The organism is Rodentibacter sp. Ppn85, assembly GCF_001999335.1.
Lineage (GTDB): Bacteria > Pseudomonadota > Gammaproteobacteria > Enterobacterales > Pasteurellaceae > Rodentibacter.
Genome location: NZ_MLHS01000022.1, coordinates 19,860 through 42,683, shown reverse-complemented (window position 1 = coordinate 42,683; position 22,824 = coordinate 19,860). Strand labels below are relative to the sequence as shown.

23 protein-coding genes are annotated in these 22,824 nt (G+C 41.4%); 15 read left to right on the top strand and 8 right to left on the bottom strand.

Annotated features, from left to right (window positions below):
- Positions 1-12 precede the first annotated feature (12 nt).
- The 5 genes from BKL51_RS04640 to nfuA all read left to right on the top strand — a co-directional run bounded on the left by BKL51_RS04640 (position 13) and on the right by nfuA (position 3,690).
- Positions 13-561 (top strand): hypothetical protein, encoded by a 549-nt coding sequence (locus tag BKL51_RS04640; RefSeq protein WP_143530530.1) that lies wholly within the window; start codon positions 13-15, stop codon positions 559-561.
- Complete coding sequence (locus tag BKL51_RS04635; RefSeq protein ID WP_077465575.1) at positions 536-928, top strand: hypothetical protein; 393 nt, start codon at positions 536-538, stop codon at positions 926-928. Before BKL51_RS04640 ends, BKL51_RS04635 begins: the two co-directional genes overlap by 26 nt.
- An 8-nt stretch (positions 929-936) precedes the next feature.
- Positions 937-2,304: a type IV pilus secretin PilQ gene (locus tag BKL51_RS04630; protein WP_077465574.1), complete on the top strand. Its 1,368-nt coding sequence runs from the start codon at positions 937-939 to the stop codon at positions 2,302-2,304.
- 2 nt (positions 2,305-2,306) lie between these two features.
- The gene (locus BKL51_RS04625) at positions 2,307-3,005 is read left to right on the top strand and encodes a phosphoribosyltransferase family protein (RefSeq protein ID WP_077465573.1); all 699 of its coding nucleotides are present in this window, start codon (positions 2,307-2,309) and stop codon (positions 3,003-3,005) included.
- A 100-nt stretch (positions 3,006-3,105) separates the two neighbouring features.
- Positions 3,106-3,690, top strand: a complete 585-nt coding sequence (nfuA, locus tag BKL51_RS04620) for a Fe-S biogenesis protein NfuA (RefSeq protein ID WP_077465572.1) — start codon at positions 3,106-3,108, stop codon at positions 3,688-3,690.
- A 114-nt stretch (positions 3,691-3,804) separates the two neighbouring features.
- Here nfuA and BKL51_RS04615 read toward each other — a convergent pair whose 3' ends face one another.
- The 3 genes from BKL51_RS04615 to glpK all read right to left on the bottom strand — a co-directional run bounded on the left by BKL51_RS04615 (position 3,805) and on the right by glpK (position 7,714).
- Positions 3,805-5,334, bottom strand: a complete 1,530-nt coding sequence (locus BKL51_RS04615; protein ID WP_077465571.1) for a YifB family Mg chelatase-like AAA ATPase — start codon at positions 5,332-5,334, stop codon at positions 3,805-3,807.
- Between the two features lie 114 nt (positions 5,335-5,448).
- Positions 5,449-6,066 (bottom strand): ribosome biogenesis GTP-binding protein YihA/YsxC, encoded by a 618-nt coding sequence (yihA, locus tag BKL51_RS04610; RefSeq protein WP_077465570.1) that lies wholly within the window; start codon positions 6,064-6,066, stop codon positions 5,449-5,451.
- Between the two features lie 136 nt (positions 6,067-6,202).
- Positions 6,203-7,714: a glycerol kinase GlpK gene (gene glpK, locus BKL51_RS04605; RefSeq protein ID WP_077465569.1), complete on the bottom strand. Its 1,512-nt coding sequence runs from the start codon at positions 7,712-7,714 to the stop codon at positions 6,203-6,205.
- A gap of 387 nt (positions 7,715-8,101) precedes the next feature.
- Here glpK and BKL51_RS04600 point away from each other — a divergent pair, with 387 nt between their 5' ends.
- Complete coding sequence (locus tag BKL51_RS04600) at positions 8,102-8,845, top strand: MIP/aquaporin family protein (protein WP_077465568.1); 744 nt, start codon at positions 8,102-8,104, stop codon at positions 8,843-8,845.
- 94 nt (positions 8,846-8,939) lie between these two features.
- On the opposite strand, the gene glpQ is transcribed toward BKL51_RS04600, so the two are convergent.
- Together glpQ and glpT are read right to left on the bottom strand one after the other, a co-directional pair.
- Positions 8,940-10,031, bottom strand: coding sequence for a glycerophosphodiester phosphodiesterase (gene glpQ, locus BKL51_RS04595; protein ID WP_077465567.1), 1,092 nt, complete (start codon positions 10,029-10,031; stop codon positions 8,940-8,942).
- A 149-nt stretch (positions 10,032-10,180) separates the two neighbouring features.
- A complete protein-coding gene (gene glpT, locus BKL51_RS04590) occupies positions 10,181-11,623 on the bottom strand; it encodes a glycerol-3-phosphate transporter (protein ID WP_077465566.1) in 1,443 nt (480 codons plus the stop codon).
- A 286-nt stretch (positions 11,624-11,909) separates the two neighbouring features.
- On the opposite strand from glpT, the gene glpA reads away from it, so the two are divergent.
- From glpA to glpC, 3 genes are read left to right on the top strand one after another with little or no spacing between them, the layout of a single operon-like run.
- Entirely contained in the window at positions 11,910-13,601 is a 1,692-nt protein-coding gene (glpA, locus tag BKL51_RS04585; RefSeq protein ID WP_077465565.1) for an anaerobic glycerol-3-phosphate dehydrogenase subunit A, read from the top strand.
- The gene (glpB, locus tag BKL51_RS04580) at positions 13,591-14,874 is read left to right on the top strand and encodes a glycerol-3-phosphate dehydrogenase subunit GlpB (RefSeq protein ID WP_077465564.1); all 1,284 of its coding nucleotides are present in this window, start codon (positions 13,591-13,593) and stop codon (positions 14,872-14,874) included. Before glpA ends, glpB begins: the two co-directional genes overlap by 11 nt.
- 9 nt (positions 14,875-14,883) lie before the next feature.
- Positions 14,884-16,164, top strand: coding sequence for an anaerobic glycerol-3-phosphate dehydrogenase subunit GlpC (glpC, locus tag BKL51_RS04575; protein ID WP_077465563.1), 1,281 nt, complete (start codon positions 14,884-14,886; stop codon positions 16,162-16,164).
- 186 nt (positions 16,165-16,350) lie between these two features.
- Here the strand turns inward: glpC and recQ are convergent, their stop codons facing one another.
- Both recQ and cyaY read right to left on the bottom strand, forming a co-directional pair.
- On the bottom strand, positions 16,351-18,198 hold the full coding sequence (gene recQ, locus BKL51_RS04570; protein ID WP_077465562.1) for a DNA helicase RecQ: 1,848 nt from the start codon (positions 18,196-18,198) through the stop codon (positions 16,351-16,353).
- Position 18,199: 1 nt separating this feature from the next.
- Positions 18,200-18,505, bottom strand: a complete 306-nt coding sequence (gene cyaY, locus BKL51_RS04565; RefSeq protein ID WP_077465561.1) for an iron donor protein CyaY — start codon at positions 18,503-18,505, stop codon at positions 18,200-18,202.
- A 96-nt stretch (positions 18,506-18,601) separates the two neighbouring features.
- Here cyaY and BKL51_RS04560 point away from each other — a divergent pair, with 96 nt between their 5' ends.
- Positions 18,602-18,718 carry a lipoprotein gene (locus tag BKL51_RS04560; protein ID WP_077465560.1) on the top strand — a complete coding sequence of 39 codons (117 nt, stop codon included), beginning with the start codon at positions 18,602-18,604 and terminating at the stop codon, positions 18,716-18,718.
- 13 nt (positions 18,719-18,731) lie between these two features.
- On the top strand, positions 18,732-19,979 hold the full coding sequence (gene lysA, locus BKL51_RS04555; protein ID WP_077465559.1) for a diaminopimelate decarboxylase: 1,248 nt from the start codon (positions 18,732-18,734) through the stop codon (positions 19,977-19,979).
- A 74-nt stretch (positions 19,980-20,053) separates the two neighbouring features.
- Here the strand turns inward: lysA and BKL51_RS04550 are convergent, their stop codons facing one another.
- Positions 20,054-20,479: an excinuclease ABC subunit A gene (locus BKL51_RS04550; RefSeq protein ID WP_077465558.1), complete on the bottom strand. Its 426-nt coding sequence runs from the start codon at positions 20,477-20,479 to the stop codon at positions 20,054-20,056.
- 162 nt (positions 20,480-20,641) lie between these two features.
- On the opposite strand from BKL51_RS04550, the gene BKL51_RS04545 reads away from it, so the two are divergent.
- The 4 genes from BKL51_RS04545 to BKL51_RS04530 are packed head-to-tail and all read left to right on the top strand — an operon-like array spanning position 20,642 to position 22,824.
- A complete protein-coding gene (locus BKL51_RS04545) occupies positions 20,642-21,073 on the top strand; it encodes a hypothetical protein (protein ID WP_077465557.1) in 432 nt (143 codons plus the stop codon).
- A 2-nt stretch (positions 21,074-21,075) separates the two neighbouring features.
- Positions 21,076-21,810 carry a beta-ketoacyl synthase chain length factor gene (locus BKL51_RS04540; RefSeq protein ID WP_077465556.1) on the top strand — a complete coding sequence of 245 codons (735 nt, stop codon included), beginning with the start codon at positions 21,076-21,078 and terminating at the stop codon, positions 21,808-21,810.
- Positions 21,795-22,583, top strand: a complete 789-nt coding sequence (locus BKL51_RS04535) for a 1-acyl-sn-glycerol-3-phosphate acyltransferase (RefSeq protein WP_077465555.1) — start codon at positions 21,795-21,797, stop codon at positions 22,581-22,583. Before BKL51_RS04540 ends, BKL51_RS04535 begins: the two co-directional genes overlap by 16 nt.
- Positions 22,561-22,824, top strand: coding sequence for a phosphopantetheine-binding protein (locus BKL51_RS04530; protein WP_077465554.1), 264 nt, complete (start codon positions 22,561-22,563; stop codon positions 22,822-22,824). The genes BKL51_RS04535 and BKL51_RS04530 overlap by 23 nt, the downstream gene beginning before the upstream one ends.

The window sequence follows — 22,824 nt, the reverse complement described above, 5'->3', positions numbered from 1 at the left end:
GGGGAACAAAAAGTGAAAAAGTTCATCAAGCAACGTTATCCCTTTGTTGAGAGAGGCTTAATGCTGCCAAAAATTTATCACTGGGGATTTTTTATATGTTGTCTAAGTGCGGTTAATTTTTCTGTTGTTTTAGATCTTTGGCAAAGTTATTGGCAGCGGCAAGCGATCACATTAGAGGTGATAAAACAATCTACCGAATTAACACACCAAGAAAAATTGCTTGCCACGCTCAAACGGCATTCTGAGCGGCATGAATTATCTCCGCAATTAACCAAACGGATTATTGCATTGGATGAGCAGATTCATGAACTGCTAAATGATGAAATTGAACTTGTTACCTATCAATGGGATTTTTCATCCCGCCCTGTTTTACAGATTAGGTTGGAAGGATATTTTCAATATTTACATGATTTTCTTACTGCACTTTTAACCCAGCAAAAGGCGCTTTTTTTTGCGCAATTGGATATGCAAAAAGTGGAAGGAGGGAGAGTGCAATGTCACTTAATTTTACCACTCAACATTGAGGGAATAGAACGTGTCAATACTTCGTCATTTACTTAGTTTATGTTGTCTTTTTTTTAGCCTAAACGTTATCGCAATCGATCCTTTTAATCATTTGCAACGGCAATCAGAGAAGAAGCCAATAGAAGGGGCTAAAATACAGACAACAAAATGTGCTTTTAATGAACCTTCTTTTGCTTCTGAAAGCCCTTTTAATCAGCTAAAACTGGTTGGGGTCATTCTCTACAAGCAGTCGCCTGAGGCATGGTTTTTAGATATTAATCAGCAATTAATTGTTGTTAAACAAGGGCAGCGTTTAGGGCAGGAGAGGTATCTATTGCAACAGATTCACAAGGATAGCGTTCATTTGCAGTATTCAAAATCGGGACGATGTGAACAAACAGATCTACTTGATCTTCGATTCTAGGTGAAAATATGAAAGTGTGGATAAAAAAGTGTGGTCTCTTTTTTCTGTGTTTTTGTTGTGGGAATGGACTGGCGGCAGCATTTAAAGAAAATCAGGTTTTCTCTATTCGTCTGAAACAGGCTCCGATGGTATTTAGCTTACAAGAGCTTGCTTTGGAGCAGGGGGCTAACTTAATTATTGATGATGGATTGGAAGATTCGCTTTCATTGCAACTAGATAATGTGGATTTTGATCGTGTATTGCGTTCTGTCGCAAAAATGAAGGGGCTTTCTGTACGGCTAGAAGATGATATTTATTATTTAGGGAAAAAAGATTTGGTTTTCTCTGAAACGGCATTGTTGCCTCCAAAGAACGAAGTGTTGGAGAACATAAAACAGATTGAACCTTTTCTTGTGAGCAAAACAATCAAATTGAATTTTGCGAAAGCATCAGAGGTGATGAAATCGCTAACCACCGGTATCGGATCTTTATTGTCGGCTTCAGGGAGTATTGCTTTTGATGATCGTAGTAATTTATTAATCATTCAAGATGACGCAAAATCCGTTAAAAATCTGGTAAAACTCATTGCTGAATTAGATAAACCTATTGAACAAATCGCTATTGAAGCTCGTATTGTAACCATTACAGATGAAAGTCTCAAAGAATTAGGTGTGCGTTGGGGAATTTTTACGCCAACGGAAAATGCACACAGAGTGGGTGGTAGTCTTGTTGCTAACGGTTTTGCCAATATAGCGGATAATTTAAATGTCAATTTTGCAACTAATACCGCTCCGGCGGGTTCTCTCGCATTGCAAGTGGCGAAAATTAACGGGAGATTATTAGATTTGGAATTAACCGCACTTGAACGTGAAAATAACGTAGAGATTATTGCCAGTCCAAGGTTACTGACAACGAATAAAAAAGGTGCAAGTATTAAGCAAGGTACTGAGATTCCTTATGTAGTAAAGGGCAAAAATGATGTACAAACCGTTGAGTTTCGTGAGGCTGTATTAGGCTTAGAAGTGACACCGCATATTTCTAAGGATAATAATATCCTACTTGATTTATTGGTTAGCCAAAACTCACCGGGTAATCGGATATCCTATGGACAACAAAATAATGAGATTGTGTCCATTGATAAACAGGAAATTAACACTCAGGTTTTTGCGAAAGATGGTGAAACCATAGTGTTGGGCGGGGTGTTCCATGACACTATCACGAAAGGGATTGATAAAGTTCCTGTGTTGGGCGATATTCCGCTGGTAAAGCGTTTATTTAGTAAAGAAAGTGAACGCCATCAAAAACGTGAGTTGGTAATTTTTGTTACGCCACGCATTTTAAAACAAGGCAAAAGTTTAGAAGGGCTAAAACAAAAAACGGCAGACAAAAGGAAATAAAAGTGCGGTTAGATTTTAGTGCGTTTTTTCAGTTTAATTGCGTGCTGTGTCAATCTTCATTAAAACAAGGTCAAAACGGATTGTGTTCGACTTGTCAAAGACAAATTCAACAATATATCTATTGCGGTGGGTGCGGTGCGCCATTGCAATACTTCAGCCGCTATTGTGGTCGTTGTGGAAATAATGAATTTGCTTGGGATCGTATGGTAATTGTCGGACACTATGATGAATCACTTTCTCGTTTAATTCATCGTTTCAAATATCAAAAACAATTTTGGCTTGATCGTACTTTGGCTCGTTTGCTTTTATTGTCTGTTTATGAGGCAAGGCGTAACCATGGTTTAACTTTTCCTCAAGCGATTATTCCGGTACCGCTTTATCATCTCCGCCAATGGCAACGCGGTTATAATCAAGCTGATTTATTGGCGAAAACTATCAGTCGATGGCTTGAAATTCCTTGTATATCCCATATTGTTAAACGGGTGAAACATACGCATACTCAACGTGGCTTAAGTGCTGCGATACGTCGTCAGAATTTGAAAAACGCTTTTAAAATTGATCTTTCCAAACCTTTTCCTTATCAAAGAGTAGCTTTGGTAGATGATGTTATTACTACGGGAAGTACACTTAATGAGATTGCGAAATTATTACGTGGTCTAGGTGTTCAGGAAATTCAGGTATGGGGGCTGGCACGCGCCTAATCGGGTTAAATGATAAGAGTAATTTTGATAAAAAAGTGGAAAAAATACTGAGGTAGGCGTATCATTTCTGACAAATTTTCTCAAGTATTAAGGAATATTTATGGAACAAATTGCTATTTCAAAAGCGGCGCAGGAGCATTTTCGCAAATTATTGGATACTCAAGAAGAAGGCACAAATATTCGTATTTTTGTGGTGAACCCGGGCACATCAAATGCGGAATGCGGTGTGTCCTACTGCCCACCGAGTGCGGTAGAAGAAAATGATGTAGAAATGAAATATGATACCTTTTCTGCCTTTGTTGATGAGGTGAGTTTACCTTTTTTGGAAGAAGCTGAAATTGATTATGTGACGGAAGAATTGGGCGCGCAGCTTACGTTAAAAGCACCAAATGCGAAAATGCGTAAAGTGGCGGACGATGCTCCATTAATTGAGCGTGTGGAGTATGTCATTCAAACCCAAATAAACCCACAATTAGCAAGCCATGGCGGTCGAATTACATTGATTGAAATTACGGAAAACGGTTATGCCGTTCTACAGTTCGGTGGTGGTTGTAATGGCTGTTCAATGGTGGATGTTACATTAAAAGATGGCGTAGAAAAACAACTTGTCAGCTTATTCCCTAATGAATTAAAAGGGGCGAAAGATGTTACCGAACATCAGCGTGGGGAACATTCTTATTATTAAGTTATTTGTTGCCGATTATTTCTAATCTAAGGGCGTTATATACGCCCTTAGATTTTTCAATACAGTAATAAATAAAACTTTTCAAGCTCATACTAATATGTTTCTAGAATGTGGTTACGTATGGCTTAATTTTTGCAGTAATCGATCCATTGCACGGTAGCCCAATGCTTCTGCTAAATGAAGTTGGGAGATTTGTTTTTCTCCATGAAGATCGGCAATAGTGCGTGAGACTTTCAGAATGCGATGGTAGGCTCGTACGGAAAGCCCAAGTTTATTTAATGTGTTTTCAAGAAATAACGCTTCTTTTTCATTCAATTTACAATCCCGTTCAATTTCTTTACTGGTTAAATAAGCATTGATTTTTCCTGCTCGGGCTAATTGAATTTCCCGTACCCTTAATACCTTTTCCCGAACTTGTTCACTGGTTTCGCCTCGATTGCCCGAATGTTGTAAACTCCCCTGTGGCAATAACGGTACTTCTATGGATAAGTCAAACCTATCTAAAAATGGCCCGGATAATCGATTTAAATAGCGCATGACTTGCTGCGGTGAAGTGCGATTATGTGTGCCGGTATAATGTCCTGTTGGGCTGGGATTCATTGCTGCCACTAGTTGAAAACGTGCAGGAAATTGAATTTTTGCATTGGCTCGTGAGATAACAATTTCGCCACTTTCTAGCGGTTGACGCAAAGCATCAAGTACTTTTCGTTCAAATTCCGGTAGTTCATCTAAAAAAAGAACACCATTATGTGCCAAAGAAATTTCTCCTGGTTTGGGAATAGTGCCTCCGCCGACTAATGCTGGCAGCGAGGCACTATGATGTGGCGCTCGAAATGGGCGTTGTTTCCAATTATGGAGATTTAATTCATTTTGTACTAGGCTTGTTACAGAAGCGGTTTCAATTGCTTCTTGAACACTCATTTCCGGTAAAAGTGTCGTTAAACGGCTTGCCAGCATCGTTTTACCGGTTCCCGGAGGACCAAGAAAAAGCAAATTGTGTTGTCCTGCGGCAGCAATAGTGAGTGCCCGTTTTGCATGTTGTTGTCCGATAATATCGGTTAAATCTAAGTGATTATTATGGTGGAAATTGACCGCATTTTCATGGGTTAATTCAGTAGCAAGAGGTAGCGTTTTCTGATTATTGAGAAATTGCACAACATCAAGTAAAGTTTGAGCAAAGTAGGTATTTTGTTCCGAAACGAGTGAGGCTTCGTTAGCATTTTGCTGAGCAATAACCAGTTCACGTTTGGATTTTTGTGCGGCGAGAATGGCCGGAATGACACCGTGAATTCCTCTCAGATGACCTGTTAGAGCCAGCTCTCCAACAAACTCAAGTTGTTTTAAACGACTGCCGTCTAGCTGCTCGGATGCCACAAGAATACCAATAGCAATGGGTAGATCAAATCGCCCGCCTTCTTTAGGTAAATCCGCCGGTGCGAGATTCACGGTGATACGTTTTGCTGGATATTTAAATTGTGCATTCATCAATGCACTACGCACCCGGTCTTGCGCTTCCTTGACTGTTTTCTCAGGTAATCCTACGAGTGTAAATCCGGGTTTTCCGTTACTTAAATGGACTTCAATTGTAACAAGTGGGGCTTGTACACCCATGGAGGCACGACTATAAACGATAGCAAGGGACATAGAGAGCCTAAAAGTGCGGTTAACATTTAAAAAGTTTTTATACTATAAAAAAAGCGTGCGATGAAATCATTCATTACACGCTTTTTTTGCGAGCAAGATCGCAATATTTACACTTTATTCCACAAAAACGACTGAAAACCAATTGTCTAATTTTGTCGCAAGTTTATCAATACCAATTTTATTTTGTGCTGAAAAGGCTTCCACTTGTATATCGCCTTGGAAAGGAAGAATGGCTTCCCGTACCATTTTTACTTGTTTACTACGTGCACTTTGACTTAATTTATCTGCTTTAGTGAGTAGGAGTAATACCGGTAAACTTGCCGATACTGCCCATTCAATCATTTGTTGATCGAGATCTTTCAGGGGGTGACGAATATCCATCAATATGACTAAACCTGCCAGACATTCCCGTTTTTGCAAATATTCCCCTAAGGATTTTTGCCACTGGATTTTCATTTTCTCTGGTACAGCGGCATAACCGTAGCCCGGTAAATCCACAAGTTTACAGTTTGGTTCGACTTCAAATAAGTTGATAAGCTGAGTTCGCCCCGGGGTTTTAGAGGTGCGAGCTAGGTTTTTTTGATTTGTTAACGCATTGAGTGCGGTAGATTTTCCTGCATTTGAGCGACCGGCAAAGGCGATTTCAATACCGCTATCTTCCGGAATAGCACGAATATTGGGGGCACTCGTAAGAAAATGGGTTTTGTGATAATTCAGTTTAATTTCAGACATAATTTTTCCTCTGATATTGTGGCGTTAAGCATATCATAGATCGTAATTTTGCTGAAATTATGCCTTATTTTTAGAAAATAGTAGAAGATGTGGGGGAGTACGTGGAAAGTGCGGTGAATTTCACCGCACTTTTATGCTACTCTGAGTCTTCCTTCGCCCATTCCAGTGAGCGTTTTACCGCTTTTTTCCAACCTTTATAGCGATGTTCGCGTTTTTCATTGTCGTTATCCGGTGTGAAGGTACGTTCTATCCGTGCTTTATCGCGAAGCTCATCCAAGTCTTTCCAAAAACCGGTGGCAAGACCTGCCAGATAGGCTGCACCTAGTGCGGTCACTTCTTTCACCACTGGGCGTTCTACATTTGCATCCAGAATATCCGCTTGGAATTGCATTAAGAAATTATTATTCGTTGCTCCGCCATCGACACGGAGATATTGTAAGCGTTCGCCTGAATCGGATTGCATGGCTTCTAATACGTCACGGGTTTGATAGGCGATAGATTCAAGAGTGGCGCGAACAATGTGGTTACGATTTGCACCACGGGACAGCCCGAAAATAGCTCCGCGAGCATAAGGATCCCAATAAGGTGCGCCTAAACCGGTGAAGGCTGGTACGACATAAACACCGTTGCTGTCTGGTACTTTTTGGGCAAAGTATTCTGAATCGAAACTATCATGAACAATTTTGAGTTCATCCCGTAGCCATTGAATAGAAGCGCCGGCAATAAACACTGAGCCTTCTAATGCGTACTCCGGTTCGCCTTTAGCATTACAGGCGATGGTGGTGAGCAAACCGTTTTTTGAGGTGATCGCTTTATCACCGGTATGGAGCAACATAAAACAACCTGTGCCGTAAGTATTTTTTGCTTGTCCGGCGTGCACACATAAGTGGCCGTAAAGTGCAGCTTGTTGGTCACCGGCAATGCCTGCTACCGGAATACGTACACCACCTTTACCGCCAATGTTGGTTTGACCGTAAATTTCAGAAGAATTACGCACTTCAGGCAACATGGAACGCGGAATATTCAAGATTTCAAGCATCTTGTCATCCCACTGTTTGGTGTGAATATTAAATAACATGGTGCGTGAGGCATTAGTGTAATCGGTTACGTGAACACGACCTTGAGTTAGTTTCCACACAAGCCAGGTGTCCACAGTACCGAATAACAGTTCACTACGTTCTGCTTTTTCGCGCGCACCTTCTACATTGTCCAAAATCCATTTTACTTTGGTACCGGAGAAATAAGGATCGACTACCAATCCTGTAGTGTGACGAATATAGTCCTTGTGACCGTCCGCTTTCAGTTTATCGGTAATGTCAGCGGTACGACGACATTGCCAAACGATGGCATTATAAACCGGTACGCCTGTCGCTTTTTCCCACACAATAGTGGTTTCACGTTGATTGGTAATACCAATTGCGGCGATTTCATCGGAGGTAATTCCGGCTTTAGCAACAACTTCGTTGAGGGTGGAGCTTTGCGTCGCCCAAATTTCCATTGGGTTATGTTCTACCCAACCTGCACGCGGGTAAATTTGAGTAAATTCGCGTTGGGCAATTTCAACAATGTTAGCGTTATGATCCAATAGTACGGCTCGAGAGCTGGTTGTGCCCTGGTCTAAAGCAATAATGTATTTTTTGTCGGTCATGATAAAACTCCTTGGCGGTGCGTTTTTTATTGTAAACGAATGTTTTGAACTAAAAACGAACAAATTGCGCTCGTAAGCTAATCGAATTACCACCGAATTTAAATACCCATTTTGCAATTTTATGACAGTGATCACAAAAAAATTTTCTTTTTCGATAAATTATGTGATCAAGCTCGCATTTCTAAAATTTAATTGGAATACCTACTTGAAGAGTAGGGTTTTTAGAAGATAATAAATGCTACTCACATTGAGTTTCCCAACTTTGAACGAATACGAACATAATTGCTTACTTGCACTTCTTCGTGGAGTTTTACCGGTGTCGTCGGCAAAATTGCTATAGATCCTATTTAGAAGTGCTTTCTTCAACTATTCGATGGAGATTCTCTTATGAATGCTTATTTTGCAGAGTTTTTCGGCACCGCTCTTATGATTTTGCTAGGGAATGGTGTGGTTGCCAATGTTTGCCTGGATAAAACAAAAGGGCAAAGTTCCGGTTGGATTGTGATTACGACCGCATGGGCATTTGCCGTGTATGTGGCGGTTGTTGTCGCTGGGCCTTACAGTGGTGCGCATTTGAATCCTGCTGTTACCTTAGGGCTTGCCACAAAAGGCGCGTTCGACTGGGGCTTAGTACCGGGTTATGTTGTCGCTCAAATTTTTGGTGGTATGGCGGGAGCGTTGTTGGTTTATATGGTGTATCGCGACCATTTCCTAGCCACAGAAAATGAAGGATCAAAACGCGCTTGTTTCTGTACGGAGCCGGCAATTCGTCACTATCCAAGCAATCTTGTGAGTGAAATTATCGGCACCTTTGTCTTGATCTTTGTGATTTTCTATATCGTTGGGGCTGATATTACCTTGCCGGGCACAACGGAAGCTACGCCTATTGGTTTAGGCTCTATCGGTGCATTACCTGTTGCGATTCTGGTTTGGGCGATAGGTTTGAGTTTAGGAGGAACAACCGGTTATGCCATCAACCCGGCACGGGATTTTGGGCCGCGTTTAACCTTAGGGCTTTTCCTAAGTCGTCAATTAAGTACTAAACCAGATTGGGGATACAGCTGGGTGCCGATTGTGGGACCAATCATCGGCTCATTATTGGCAGCTGTAGTTTATGCGGTAGTGATGTAACTAAAGTGAAAAACAGGTTGGAAATCAACCGCACTTTTTCAGATATATAAAAAGAACCCAATTTATTTGGGTTCTTTTTTTACGCACAGAAAAATTATTGGTTACCTTTCAAAAATTTAACTCCGGTATCAGGGAAATCGGTAAATACACCCGTTGCCCCGGCTTTATTCAGCAACGCATCATACATTTGATTCACATCGGTAAAAAATTCCGGTAGGGCATCTTTACGCACGGTATAAGGATGTAATTCCACATTATATTGTGCTAATTCTTTCACTAGAGGGGTGTATTGGATATTGCCGACTTTCGATTTTTCTTTATCAACTAACATATACCAACCCGGCCCCACGCCGTCCGCATATTTCACTACTTCTGCCATCGCTCCCGGTTTGAACATCCAATCGTAATCGTAGTTCACCCATTTGCCTTGAGCATTTTTTTCCTCGGTTTCGTGCCAATCGGTGTATGCCACTAATTGAACTAATTTCAAATCCATCCTCATTTTCGGTAGTAATTCGGTTTTGATGCGTTTTAACTCATTGAAATCAAAGGTTTGCAAATAAACTCTATCGGTTTTTTTGTCATAACCGTATTTTTTCAATACCTTGAGTGTTTCGGCGGCAATATCTTTACCGTTTTGGTGATGGAACCAAGGCGCCTTAATTTCAGGGTAAATACCCACTTTTTTACCGGTAGATTTTTCTAAACCTTGAATAAATTCAATTTCGTCCTCAAAGGTATGGATTTTGAAATGAGATTTCCAAAGTGGGAAACGGTTCGGATAAACGGCAACTTGTTTACCGTCTTTGGTTTCAAAGTTTTCTGTCATATTCAAACTTTGAATTTCTTTTAAGGTGAAATCAATCACATAATAACGACCGTCTTTACGGTGACGGTTCGGAAACTTTTTCGCCACATCGGTTAAGCCGTCTAAAAAGTGGTCATGAATGACAATTAGGCGACCATCTTTTGTCATGGCTAAATCTTGTTCTAAATAATCCGCTTGTTGACCGAAGGCAAGCGCTTTGGATTCCAGTGTATGCTCTGGTAAGTAGCCGCTTGCACCACGGTGAGCGATAATGATTTTTTCTGATTTCATATTACTTGCCATAATTGAAGATTGACTGCTACAGCCGACTAATACACTAGTGGCTAGTAAAGAAAAGGCTAATGTTTTAAGTTTCATCAATATTTCTCCTTGAAGAAGTGCGGTTAATTTTAAGACTGTTTTCGTGAATGAATAATATTGAATCAATATAATCCATTAATATTAAGGATTTATTAAAGAAAAAAGGCGACTTCTTCAGCACTTGCTTGTCGCCTTTTTGACACGAATTATTTCGTACCGTAGGTATCACCTAATTTTGCTTTGTGTTTGCCTTCTTCAATCATTACATTGAGAAGTAATAACACTGCTAGGATACCGCCGGCGATCATAACGTAGAAACCGCCATCCCAGCCGTAGTATTCAGCCGCCCAGCCTACAACGGCAGAGGCTGATACGGTACCGCCTAAATAACCGAATAAGCCGGTGAAACCAGCTGCCGTACCTGCAGCTTTTTTTGGCGCAAGCTCAAGGGCGTGTAAACCGATTAACATAACCGGACCATAAATTAAGAAGCCAATAGTCGTCATTAAAATGAAATCGGTTAATTGATATGGGTTTTCATACCATGCACTGTAGCTGGCAATCTCTGTTTCAGGCGTAGCCGGGTTTTTCCAGAGTGCTACAACAGCAATTGTGGTTAAGATCATAAAGATGAACCCGGTTAATCCGCGTTTACCTTTGAATACGTGGTCAGACACCCAACCGCATAATAATGTACCCGGAATAGCTGCCAATTCATAAATAGTGTATGCCCACGCCGTACCTTTAATATTGAAATGTTTTACTTCACCTAGGTAAACTGGAGACCATTTCAACACACCGTAGCGGATTAAGTAAACGAACACGTTAGCAATAGCGATGTACCACAATAATTTGTTTTTCAAGACATAAGTCATAAAGATTTCTTTGGTAGAAAGCTCGTGCTCGTAAGTTTTTTCGTTATAGTCGTCCGGATAGTCATTACGCCATTTTTCAACCGGCGGTAAGCCACAAGATTGTGGGGTATCTTTCATCACAAGATAAATTGGAATGGCGATGATCATAGCGGCGATACCCGGATAGTAAAGGGCTTGTTGCCATACATCTTTTGCCGTTGCTTCAACACCGTGTGTGCTAAAATAAATTGCACCAGCTAGAAGTACCATAGCTCCTGGCACCATGCCTCCGAGGTTGTGTGCGGTATTCCAAATAGAAACAATGGTTCCACGTTCGGATTTAGACCACCAGTGAACCATAGTACGTCCGCATGGAGGCCAGCCCATTCCTTGAAACCAACCGTTTAAAAAGATCATAATCCACATGACAACGATACCGGATGTTGCCCATGGAAATAAACCCATCATGGTCATACATAAACCGGATAACAATAAACCGAACGGTAAAAATACTTTCGGGTTAGAACGATCCGAAAGCATTGCCATAAAGAATTTTGATAAACCGTAAGCCAAACCGGCAGCCGTACCGACAAGACCCAATTCCGCCTTGTTATACATACCGGCTTCGATTAAACCTTTTTGAGCCAAGTCAAAGTTTGCACGTACAAAATAATAAGCGGCATAACCAAAGAAGATCCCTGCGAATACCTGCCAACGTAAGCGTTTATAGGTAGAATCAATTTTTTCCGCAGGAAGCTCAACAATGTGAGGTGCGGGTTTAAATGGTCCAAACATAATTTTTCTCCAACATTTATAATTATGATTTTCCTTTCTGAACAAAAAAGAAAGGGACAGCGTGCATAATAATGAAAAATAAAAAATAAGAAAGTTTTCGAGTTAAAAAATGTGAAGTTGTTCACAAAAAAATCATGTTCATATGAGCGAGTGCGAAAATATAGTGATCTTCCTCACAAATATATTTTCTTTTTCGCTCAATATGTTGTTAATTTAATCATTATTCTCTACAATCAACCGAGACGAACTTATTTTTTATCATTCATTGTGGGCTCTGGGGGTAAACATGGGGTTATCACCTAATTTATATCAAGATGTTGGAGACTTTTCTTCCTTGTCAGCGGATGTGATTATAATCGGTGGTGGTGCAACCGGTGCGGGTATTGCGCGTGATTGTGCATTACGCGGCATTAATTGTATTTTGCTGGAGCGTCGGGATATTGCTACCGGTGCAACGGGTCGTAATCATGGACTTTTACATAGCGGTGCGCGCTATGCGGTGAACGATCGAGAATCAGCGGAAGAATGTATCAAAGAAAATCGTATCTTACGCAAAATCGCACGGCATTGTGTGGACGAAACCGAGGGCTTATTTATTACTTTACCTGAAGATTCCCTCGATTATCAAAAAAATTTCATTGAAAGCTGTACACAATCCGGTATTGAGGCGGTTGCCGTTGATCCTAAGCTTGCAAGGATTATGGAACCTTCCGTTAATCCTCATTTAGTAGGGGCTGTTGTGGTACCGGACGGTTCTATTGATCCTTTTCGTTTAACTGCTTCCAACATGATGGATGCGGTAGAAAACGGCGCAAAAATATTCACCTATTGCGAAGTGAAAAATCTTATTCGGGAAGGCGAGAAAGTTATTGGTGTGGATGTTTACGATCATAAAAACAAAATTAAACGCCAATTTTTTGCCCCGCTCGTTGTAAATGCCAGTGGGATCTGGGGGCAAGGGATTGCGGAATATGCCGATCTCAAAATAAAAATGTTTCCGGCAAAGGGGGCGTTACTCGTTATGGGGCATCGTATCAATAAAATGGTGATTAACCGTTGCCGTAAACCTGCTGATGCCGATATTCTCGTGCCGGGTGATACCATTTGTGTGATTGGTACGACTTCTAGTCGAATTCCTTATGATCAAATCGATAATATGCAAGTGACCCCGGAAGAAGTGGATATTCTTTTCCGTGAAGGAGAAAAACTCGCACCAAGTTTGCGACATACCCGTGTGTTGCGTGCCTATGCAGGGGTGCGTCCATTGGTGGCAACGGATGATGATCCTTCAGGTCGAAATGTCAGCCGTGGTATTGTCTTGCTAGATCATGCGGAACGTGACGGTTTGGACGGCTTTATTACCATCACCGGCGGTAAATTGATGACTTATCGTTTAATGGCAGAATGGGCAACGGATTTAGTGTGCAAAAAACTCAATAAAACAGCCCGTTGCGTGACGGCAGAACAACCATTGCCGGGTTCGACGGAAAGCCGCCAAGAAACCAATCAAAAAGTAATTTCGTTGCCGAGTACTATTCGTTATTCCGCTGTGTATCGCCATGGTTCTCGCGCCACTCGTTTGCTAGACAAAGAGCGTTTAGACCGTTCTATGGTATGTGAATGTGAAGCGGTCACTGCCGGGGAAGTACGTTATGCGGTGGATGAGCTGGACGTTCACAATCTGGTGGATTTACGCCGCCGTACCCGAGTCGGTATGGGAACATGTCAAGCGGAACTTTGCGCCTGTCGTGCCGCGGGATTAATGAGCCGTTTTGAGGTTGCAACTCCACGTCAATCGACCACCCAACTCAATGCGTTTATGGAAGAACGTTGGCGTGGCATTGAACCCATCGCTTGGGGGGAGGCTATTCGGGAAGCGGAATTTACAGCTTGGATGTATGGCAGCGTATTGGGCTTGAATGATGTGAAACCGCTTGAAGAACAAGCACAACAGGGGACGGATAGCAATGAATTTTGATGTAGTGATTATTGGTGGCGGTTTGGCCGGCTTAACTTGTGGCATCGCCCTTCAACAAAACGGTAAGCAATGTGTGATTATCAATAACGGTCAAGCCGCGATGGATTTCGCCTCCGGTTCCTTTGATTTATTAAGCCGTATGCCGTCAGGCAGTGCGGTGGAAAATTTGCAAGAAAATTTAACCGCACTTTGCACGACATTACCCTCACACCCATATAGCTTATTGGGCACAGAAAAAGTGATGAGTAAGGCTCGGGAATTTGAAGCTTTAGCTCAATCTATCAACCTTGATTTAATTGGTGATGGCGAAAAAAACCACCTACGGGTAACCGGGCTTGGCAGTTTGCGTGGCACGTGGCTTTCCCCGAATAGTGTTCCGGCAGTCGAGGGTAATGAAGCTTTTCCACATAAACGTATTACGGTGCTTGGTATTGAAGGCTATCACGATTTTCAGCCTCAGCTTTTATCGGCGAATTTAGTGCTTAACCCACAGTTCGCTCATTGCGAGGTGAGCAGTGGTTTCTTGAATATCCCACAACTGGACGAACTTCGTGAAAATTCACGGGAGTTTCGCAGTGTGAATATCGCACAACTTTTAGAACATAAATTGGCTTTTGACGATTTAGTGACAGAAATTGCGGAATCCGCACAAGGTGCAGACGCCGTATTTTTACCGGCTTGTTTCGGTTTGGAAAATCAAGAGTTTATGACCGCACTTCGTAAGGCAACAAAGCTCGCCTTATTTGAATTACCGACCCTTCCTCCTTCACTATTGGGTATGCGGCAACGTATTCAATTACGTCGCAAATTTGAATCCCTCGGGGGCTTAATGATGAATGGTGATAATGCTGTGAAAGCACATTTTGAAGGTAACCGAGTGCGTTGTGTGATGACCCGTTTACACAATGACGAAGAAATGGTTGCCGATAATTTTATACTTGCATCAGGCAGTTTCTTCAGTAAGGGGTTAGTGGCGGAGTTCGATAAAATTTTTGAACCGGTATTTTATTCGGATATTACGGGAGCTGAAAGATTTGAGGCTAATGACCGCTTTAGCTGGACGGATCGTCGTTTTTCTAACCCTCAACCTTATCAATCTGCCGGCGTGGTGATTAACGAACATTGCCAAGTGCAAAAGAGCGGTCAATTTTTAACGAATTTATATGCCGTGGGGAATGTGATTGGCGGCTTTAATGCTTTAGAGCTTGGCTGTGGTTCCGGAGTGGCGGTAGTGACTGCCTTGGCGGTTGCGGAAGAAATTCTGGCGAAATAAGGAGGCGATATGAGTATGAATATTCAACGATTAATCGACAGTGCGAAACAGTCCCTTAATTCGCCGGCAAGCCATCAATATATTGATGAAAGTTTTGAAAGCTGTATTAAATGTACCGCCTGTACCGCAGTCTGTCCGGTTTCACGTAATAATCCGCTTTATCCCGGTCCGAAACAGTCGGGGCCTGATGGTGAGCGTTTACGTTTAAAATCTGCCGAACTTTATGATGAAGCCCTTAAATATTGCACCAACTGTAAACGCTGTGAGGTAGCTTGTCCGTCTGATGTTAAAATCGGGGATCTTATTGTTCGGGCGCGTAATAATCATTTGGCGCAACAGAAAAAAACGTTGACCAACAAGCTGCGTGATGCCATTTTGAGTAATACCGATATAATGGGCAAGCTCAATACGCCTCTTGCACCTATTGTGAATACTATCACCGGATTAAGCGCCACAAAATTTGTTCTCGAGAAAACCCTTAATATCAGCCAAAAAAGAACCTTGCCAAAATATGCTTTTGGCACGTTCCGTAGCTGGTATATGAAAAATGCTTTGGAAGAACAGAAAAAGTTTGAACGCAAAGTGGCGTATTTTCACGGCTGTTATGTGAACTATAACAATCCTCAACTAGGCAAGGAATTTCTTAAAGTTTTCAATGCGATGGGGATTGGCGTGATGTTGTTGGAAAAAGAAAAATGCTGCGGTTTGCCTTTAACCGTGAACGGCTTTCCTGAACGGGCCCGTAGCATTGCCCGATTCAATACCGACCACATTGGTAAAATGGTGGATGAAAAAGGCTTAGAGGTGATTAGTGAAGCCTCGAGTTGTGCCTTAAATTTACGGGATGAATATCATCATATTTTAGGCATCGACAATGCCAAAGTACGCCCGCACATCCACATGGTGACGCCTTTCCTGTATCGGCTTTTTAAAGAGGGTAAAACTTTACCCCTTAAGCCGGTTAAACTACGGGTGGCGTATCATACGGCTTGCCATGTGGAGAAAGCCGGTTGGGCGCCTTACACCCTGGAAGTGTTGAAACAAATTCCGGGCTTGGAAATCATTATGTTACCGTCACAATGTTGCGGCATAGCCGGTACTTACGGCTTTAAAGCGGAAAACTACGACACCGCACAATCTATCGGCAAAACATTATTTGATAATATTAATGAAGGCAGATTTGATTATGTCATTTCCGAATGTCAAACCTGTAAATGGCAAATTGATATGTCCTCTAGTATCACCTGCATTCATCCTTTGACTTTACTTTGTATGTCGATGGAGGTGTAGGAGAAAAAAGTGCGGTCAAAATTGACGGTATTATTGTAGGAATGTAGGGACGCCACGCTGGCGTCCGTAAAAATAAAAGGCTGTATGGCGGACGCCAGCGTGGCGTCCCTACCAATGAGATAAAACTTAAGTTTGTGTAACTGCGCCATAATATCGTCAATTTTGACCGCACTTTTTGTTTCTATCTTAAGCTTTCGCCAAAATCGCTTTATGCTCTTTAATTAACCTTATAAAGGGCTGAGCAAATCGTTCTAATTTTATTGTGCCCACGCCGTTAATTTGTAACATTTCAATGTTAGATGTTGGCATATATTGTGCCATTTCCTGTAATGTTGCATCATTGAACACGATATACGGCGGGATATTTTCTTTATCGGCAATTTGTTTACGTAGAAAGCGCAGACGGGCAAACAGATCTTTATCGTAATTGATCATAGCATTTCGTTGTGGGTTATGAGCCATTTTACTAACCGCAGAAATACGCGGCATTGCAAGCTCCAGAGGAACTTCTCCTTTTAGTATGGGTTTGGCATTTTCAGTGAGTTGCAACGTGGTATTAAACTCGCCAATCACCTGCTGTATCAAACCAAGATGAATCAACTGGCGAATCACCGATTGCCAATGTTCCTTACTTTTATCTTTACCAATGCCATAAACGCTGAGTTTATCGTGCTGCCGTTCGAGGATTTTTTGATTTTGCATTCCTCGTAATACGCCGATCACATATTGTGCCCCAAAACATTGCCCCACCCGGTAAATAGTGGACATGACTTTTTGCGCATCTACTAAACCATCATATTTTTTTGGTGGATCTAAACAAATATCGCAGTTATTGCAGGGTGTTTGGCGATGTTCACCGAAATAATTAAGCAACACCAAACGGCGGCAAGTTTGGCTTTCGGCAAACTCACCAATGGCTTCTAATTTATGTTGCTCAATTTGTCGTTGAGGTGTTTCCGGCTTCTCAAGTAAGATTTTTTGTAACCAAGCATAGTCTGCCGGTTCGTAAAATAATACAGCTTCGGCGGGCAAGTCATCCCGCCCTGCACGACCGGTTTCTTGATAGTAGGATTCGATGCTGCGTGGTAAGTCAAAATGTGCGACGAAACGTACATTGGATTTATTGATCCCCATACCAAACGCAATGGTTGCCACTACCACTTGCACGTTGTCGCGTTGAAAATCCTGCTGTACGCGTTCGCGCTGTGTGGTTTCCATTCCGGCGTGGTAAGCCGCAGCTGATATACCTTTATTGCGTAAACTTTCCGCTATCCGTTCGACCTTATTACGGCTGTTACAATAAACAATACCGCTTTTGCCTTTCTGGGCCAATACAAAACGGGTCAGTTGCTCCATCGGTTTGAATTTTTCTTCCAATGTATAACGAATATTAGGGCGATCAAAACTACCCACATATTTGTACGGATTTTGCAGTTTAAGATGGGTGAGAATATCTTGCCGTGTCGTATAATCCGCCGTTGCGGTGAGCGCCATAATCGGGGCATTCGGAAAGCTGGCCTTTAATCCGCCGAGTTGAGTATATTCAGGGCGAAAATCATGACCCCAGTGAGAAATACAATGTGCTTCATCAATGGCGATAAAACTGACTTGGCAATAGGAAATCAGTTGAAAAAAGCTGTTTGTCATCACCTTTTCCGGTGAAATATAAAGGAGTTTGAGATTCCCGGAAATTAGCTTATTTTGCACCAGTTGTTGCTGTTCAGGTGTTTGACTTGAGTTAAGAAACGCCGCTTCAATACCGTTAGCCTGTAATTGATCCACTTGATCTTTCATCAACGAAATGAGAGGAGAAATCACTAGTGTAAGTCCATCGAAACAGAGCGCAGGAATTTGATAACAAAGGGATTTACCGTTTCCCGTTGCCATCACCACCAACGTATCTTGCCCATTTAGTGCGGCATTGATGACTTCTTCCTGCCCTTTGCGAAAAGATTGGTAGCCGAATACCGAGTTTAGCACGGAAAGTGCGGTTGGTTTTTTCGGTGTTTTTGGGGGAGGAGAAAGATTGGACATACTAGAATGTAACAGTTTCACCGTGTGCCGCACAGGCTTCCGTTAAACTATCCCAAAAATTTTTACTGTCATTAGAAATCCACTCGCCGTTTTTGAAGGCAAAATGAAAACCGCCTAATTTACTGGCAAGCCAAAGTTCAAACAAAGGTTCTTGTTTATTGATGACAACTTGTGTACGGTCACCAAAGGTCATGGTAAATACGGCACCTTGGGTTTCGCAATCGACATCGGCATCTTGTTGTTCTAATTCTTCTTCAATTTTTTGCCAAATTTGTTCAATATTTTGATGAAATTCTGCAACTTTCATAAAGTTTTTCCTTTCAAATCTGATAGAATGCGGCAGATTATAAAGCCTTTTGCCCCCTTGTGAAAGGCGGATTTAACGATGAGTGAGAGAGAGAAAATGAAAAAATTATTGTCAATTTTAGTTCTAGGTGCAGTTTGTGCGTTAACAACCGGTTGTGGGGTGAAAGGACCATTGTATTTTCCGGAAAAAGATCAAACCCAACAAAATCAATAATTGGTGAAATGAAATGAATTTTTTCCAATATCAAAATAATCGACTCTATGCCGAGCAACTGCCGGTACAACAACTCACCGAACAATTTGGTACGCCGCTTTATATCTATTCCCGTGCGACACTGGAACGTCATTGGCATGCGTTTAATGAGGCGTTAGGTTCACATCCCCATTTAATTTGTTTTGCCGTTAAATCTTGTTCCAATATTGGTGTATTAAGTGTAATGGCAAAATTAGGCTCAGGTTTTGATATTGTCTCGCAAGGCGAATTGGAACGTGTATTGGCGGCCGGTGGTGAGGCATCGAAGATCGTATTTTCCGGTGTGGCAAAATCCCGTGAAGAAATTATGCGTGCGTTAGAAGTCGGCATCCGTTGCTTTAATGTTGAGTCGGTTTCCGAACTTAACCACATTAACCTCATTGCCGGAGAAATGGGAAAAATTGCTCCTATTTCCTTGCGTGTGAATCCGGATGTGGATGCCCATACTCACCCTTATATTTCCACCGGATTAAAAGAAAACAAATTCGGTATAAGCGTCGATGAAGCTCGCGAAGTGTATCGATTGGCGGCCAGTTTGCCGAATGTAAAAATTACTGGAATGGATTGTCATATCGGCTCTCAACTTACCGAATTACAACCGTTTTTGGATGCGACAGATCGTCTAATTGTGTTAATGGAACAACTCAAACAAGATGGCATTGCCTTGAAACATTTGGACTTAGGAGGCGGTTTAGGGGTGATTTATACAAATGAAAACCCACCTCATCCCAGCGAGTATGCCAAAGCCTTGTTGGAAAAATTAAAGGATTATAAGGATCTTGAAATTATTTTTGAGCCGGGGCGGGCAATTACCGCCAATGCAGGCATTTTGGTAGCAAAAGTGCAGTATTTGAAAAGTAATGAAAGCCGCAATTTCGCTATTACGGATACCGGTATGAACGATATGATTCGCCCGGCATTGTATGAGGCCTACATGAATATAGTGGAAATTGACCGCACTTTAGGGCGTAAAAAGGCGGTTTATGATGTCGTCGGACCGGTGTGCGAGACCTCGGATTTTTTAGGCAAACAGCGAGAACTGGCTATTGCCGAGGGGGATTATATCGCACAGTGTTCTGCCGGCGCTTATGGTGCGAGTATGTCTTCTAACTATAATTCCCGTCCGCGTACAGCCGAAGTATTAGTGGATGGCGATAAAGCACATTTAATCCGCCGACGTGAAAGTTTGCAAGAACTTTGGGCATTGGAGTCCGTTATTTAATATTCTCTTAAAAAAGAAAGTGCGGTTGAAAAATAAGTAGATTTTCAACCGCATTTTTTATAAGAGAGACTAGTTTATTTAACAATATCTCCTTTAAGGGCTACGCCGCTAATAATATTTCCCGCATGACATTCGTATTCCGTACGGCTTTTAAAAGTGTTCTTTTTATAGTAGCTCACAATATTTCCAACTTTTGTCGCCCCTTTTGATGCTGCTTTATCTTGCAACTGTTTTACAGCAGATAGAAATACCCACTGGCATGCTTTCTCATCACTTTTATTTGCCGCATTGGTTTTTTTATTTGTTACTGAGTTTGCGATAAGTACTTTGCCCGGTGCCGGTGTACCAAAATAAAGTTTGACATTCGGATTAAGCACTTCTGAAGCCTCGGGTGATTTTAATGCCTGACTAATAGATAAATGGTGGGTTGTATCGCGTGGGGCGCAGGCTGCAATTGCTAAAGTTGATACAATAATGCCAAGTTTTGCACTGAGTTTCATAGGGAGTTCTCCAAGATAAATGAGTTGAAACGGGATCTTTATTTCAGATCGGAATTAAGTATAACATTTTTATCCTAATTTAAAATTATCTACATTGCTTTCAATGAATTAGCTAGGTAGAATTAGTCGGTTTTAAAGATTTAAATTAGAAAAGGAGAGAGGATGAAAAGCATTATTTTAGGGTTAATGGTATTTTGCTTAATTGGATGTTCTGCGGGTGGGGTTGATGAAGGTAGTTTAAAACCTGTGAATCGTGCTTTAAATGTAAAACATGTTTGTGTAAAAGGTAGCACGCGTGGCGCACCGGATCAATTTGTTGCAAATTTAAAAACGAGCCTGAAAAAGAAAAATATTACCTCCGAATCAATTGCTAATGCCGGTGAAGCGAAGTGTGATTATATCTTAGCCTTTGGCGTAAAAGGTAACCGTAACATTGTGGCAAAAGCAAAACTACGTTTAATGGAAGTTAAAGATCAAAGTGAAGTTGGTTTTGTTCTTTATGTTCGTAAAGGTGATGAAAAAGATCGTGTTGCCGAAGTAGGTTTGCAAGGTCAAACCGATACTATGATTGGTCAATTATTCAAAGATTATTAATTATGTCAATCTGCCGCTTTTCATTCAATATTAAAAACTGGGCAATTGTTTGCTCTAAAAAACTAGAGGCGGACGATTGGAAAAGAGGAGAAGTTTTTTGGCAAGAAAGTGCGGTTAATTTTGAAGACATTTCTCCTAAGCTCACTTTTTTACCACCGTTAAAACGTCGCCGATTAAGCCCGTCCGCTCGTTTATTTTTTGAATCGGCGTGGGAGTTATTAGGAGAAAATAAAAATATCCCGGTAGTTTATGCCTCTTCAAATGGGGAAATTAATCGTAATTTTGAGCTTTGGCATAGTTTATTGACAGAGGGAGATGTTTCACCCACTTCCTTTAGTCTTTCAGTTCATAATGCTTTGGTGGGGCAGTGGTCTGAACTTAGTGGTGTGAAGGCGGAAATCACCGCATTAACTGCTCAACAGGATAATTTAGAGATCGCCTTGTTAGAAGCCTATTTATTATTGAATGAAGGAATAAAGCAAGTGTTAGTTGTTGTGGCGGAATCGCCTCTAGGGGATTTATACAATGCTTCGCCTGTCTATCGCCAACCTTTTTCTTATGCGTTAAGTTTATTAGTCGAAAAAGGCGATGATTATACATTAGTATTAGATGAGTACGAGGGGGATTCTTCAGGTTCCGATAATGCATTAACTTGGGTAAAACATCAGTACTTGAGTATTAAAAAGTGGCAAACGAAAAGTAGCATAAAAGGAACATGGCAATGGGGAAAAAACTAGATTGGCTTCGCCGTTTTATTGCCACCACATTAGGTTTTCTTTTTTGGGGTGTGGCTGGTGGCTTATTTCAGCTCTATCTTTATCCTTATGCTAAAAATCACAAAACAAATAGTTTGGCTACCCAATTCAAAATTCGTCGTCTAGTCAGTAAAATTTGGGCATATTTCATCCGATATTTAACAATTTCGGGTGTCCTTGAGGTGAAATATCAAGGTTTTGAACGTTTGGGGCGTCAGGGGCAACTAGTGTTAGTAAATCACCCATCGTTACTTGATGTGGTATTGATTCTCGCTAAAACCCCCGAACTGAATTGTATTGTGAAGAAAGAATTACTGAATAATCCTACAATGCGAAACCAAATTTTAGCCTGCGGTTTTTTACCCAATACCGAATCATTAGAACTTCTGGAAGAATGTGATGAGGTGCTGAAAGAACAAGCTATTTTGCTTTTCCCGGAAGGCACGAGAACCGGATGGGATAGTGAAGTTAAACTCAATCGTGGTGCTGTATCTATTGGTTTGCGTAGTGCAAATGTCATTACTCCAATCGTCATTAGAATGAATCCGTTGAATTTTAAAAAAGGACAGCCTTGGTATCAGCTACCGGAAAAACGTATTCAATATGAGCTCATTGTGGGAGAAGACATCAATCCGAAGGATTGGCTGGAGGAAAAACCATTGCCGATTGCTTCTCGCCGATTAACTGAATATTTACAACATTATTTTAACTCTCAAACTAAGGATGATGAAAATGACACTCGAACAACAACTTAAACAACTAATTATTGATAGTCTTGCACTAGAAGATGTTTCTATAGATGATATTGAAGACAATACGGTATTATTTTCTGATGAGGGTTTAGGGCTTGATTCGGTAGATGCGCTTGAATTAGGTTTGGCGGTACAAAAAACATTTGGTTTGCAGCTGGATAGCGAACAAAATCAATTACGTGAACATTTTGAAAGTGTCGCAACATTGGCACAATTTATTCGTAGTAAAAAAGGGGAAGTGTGA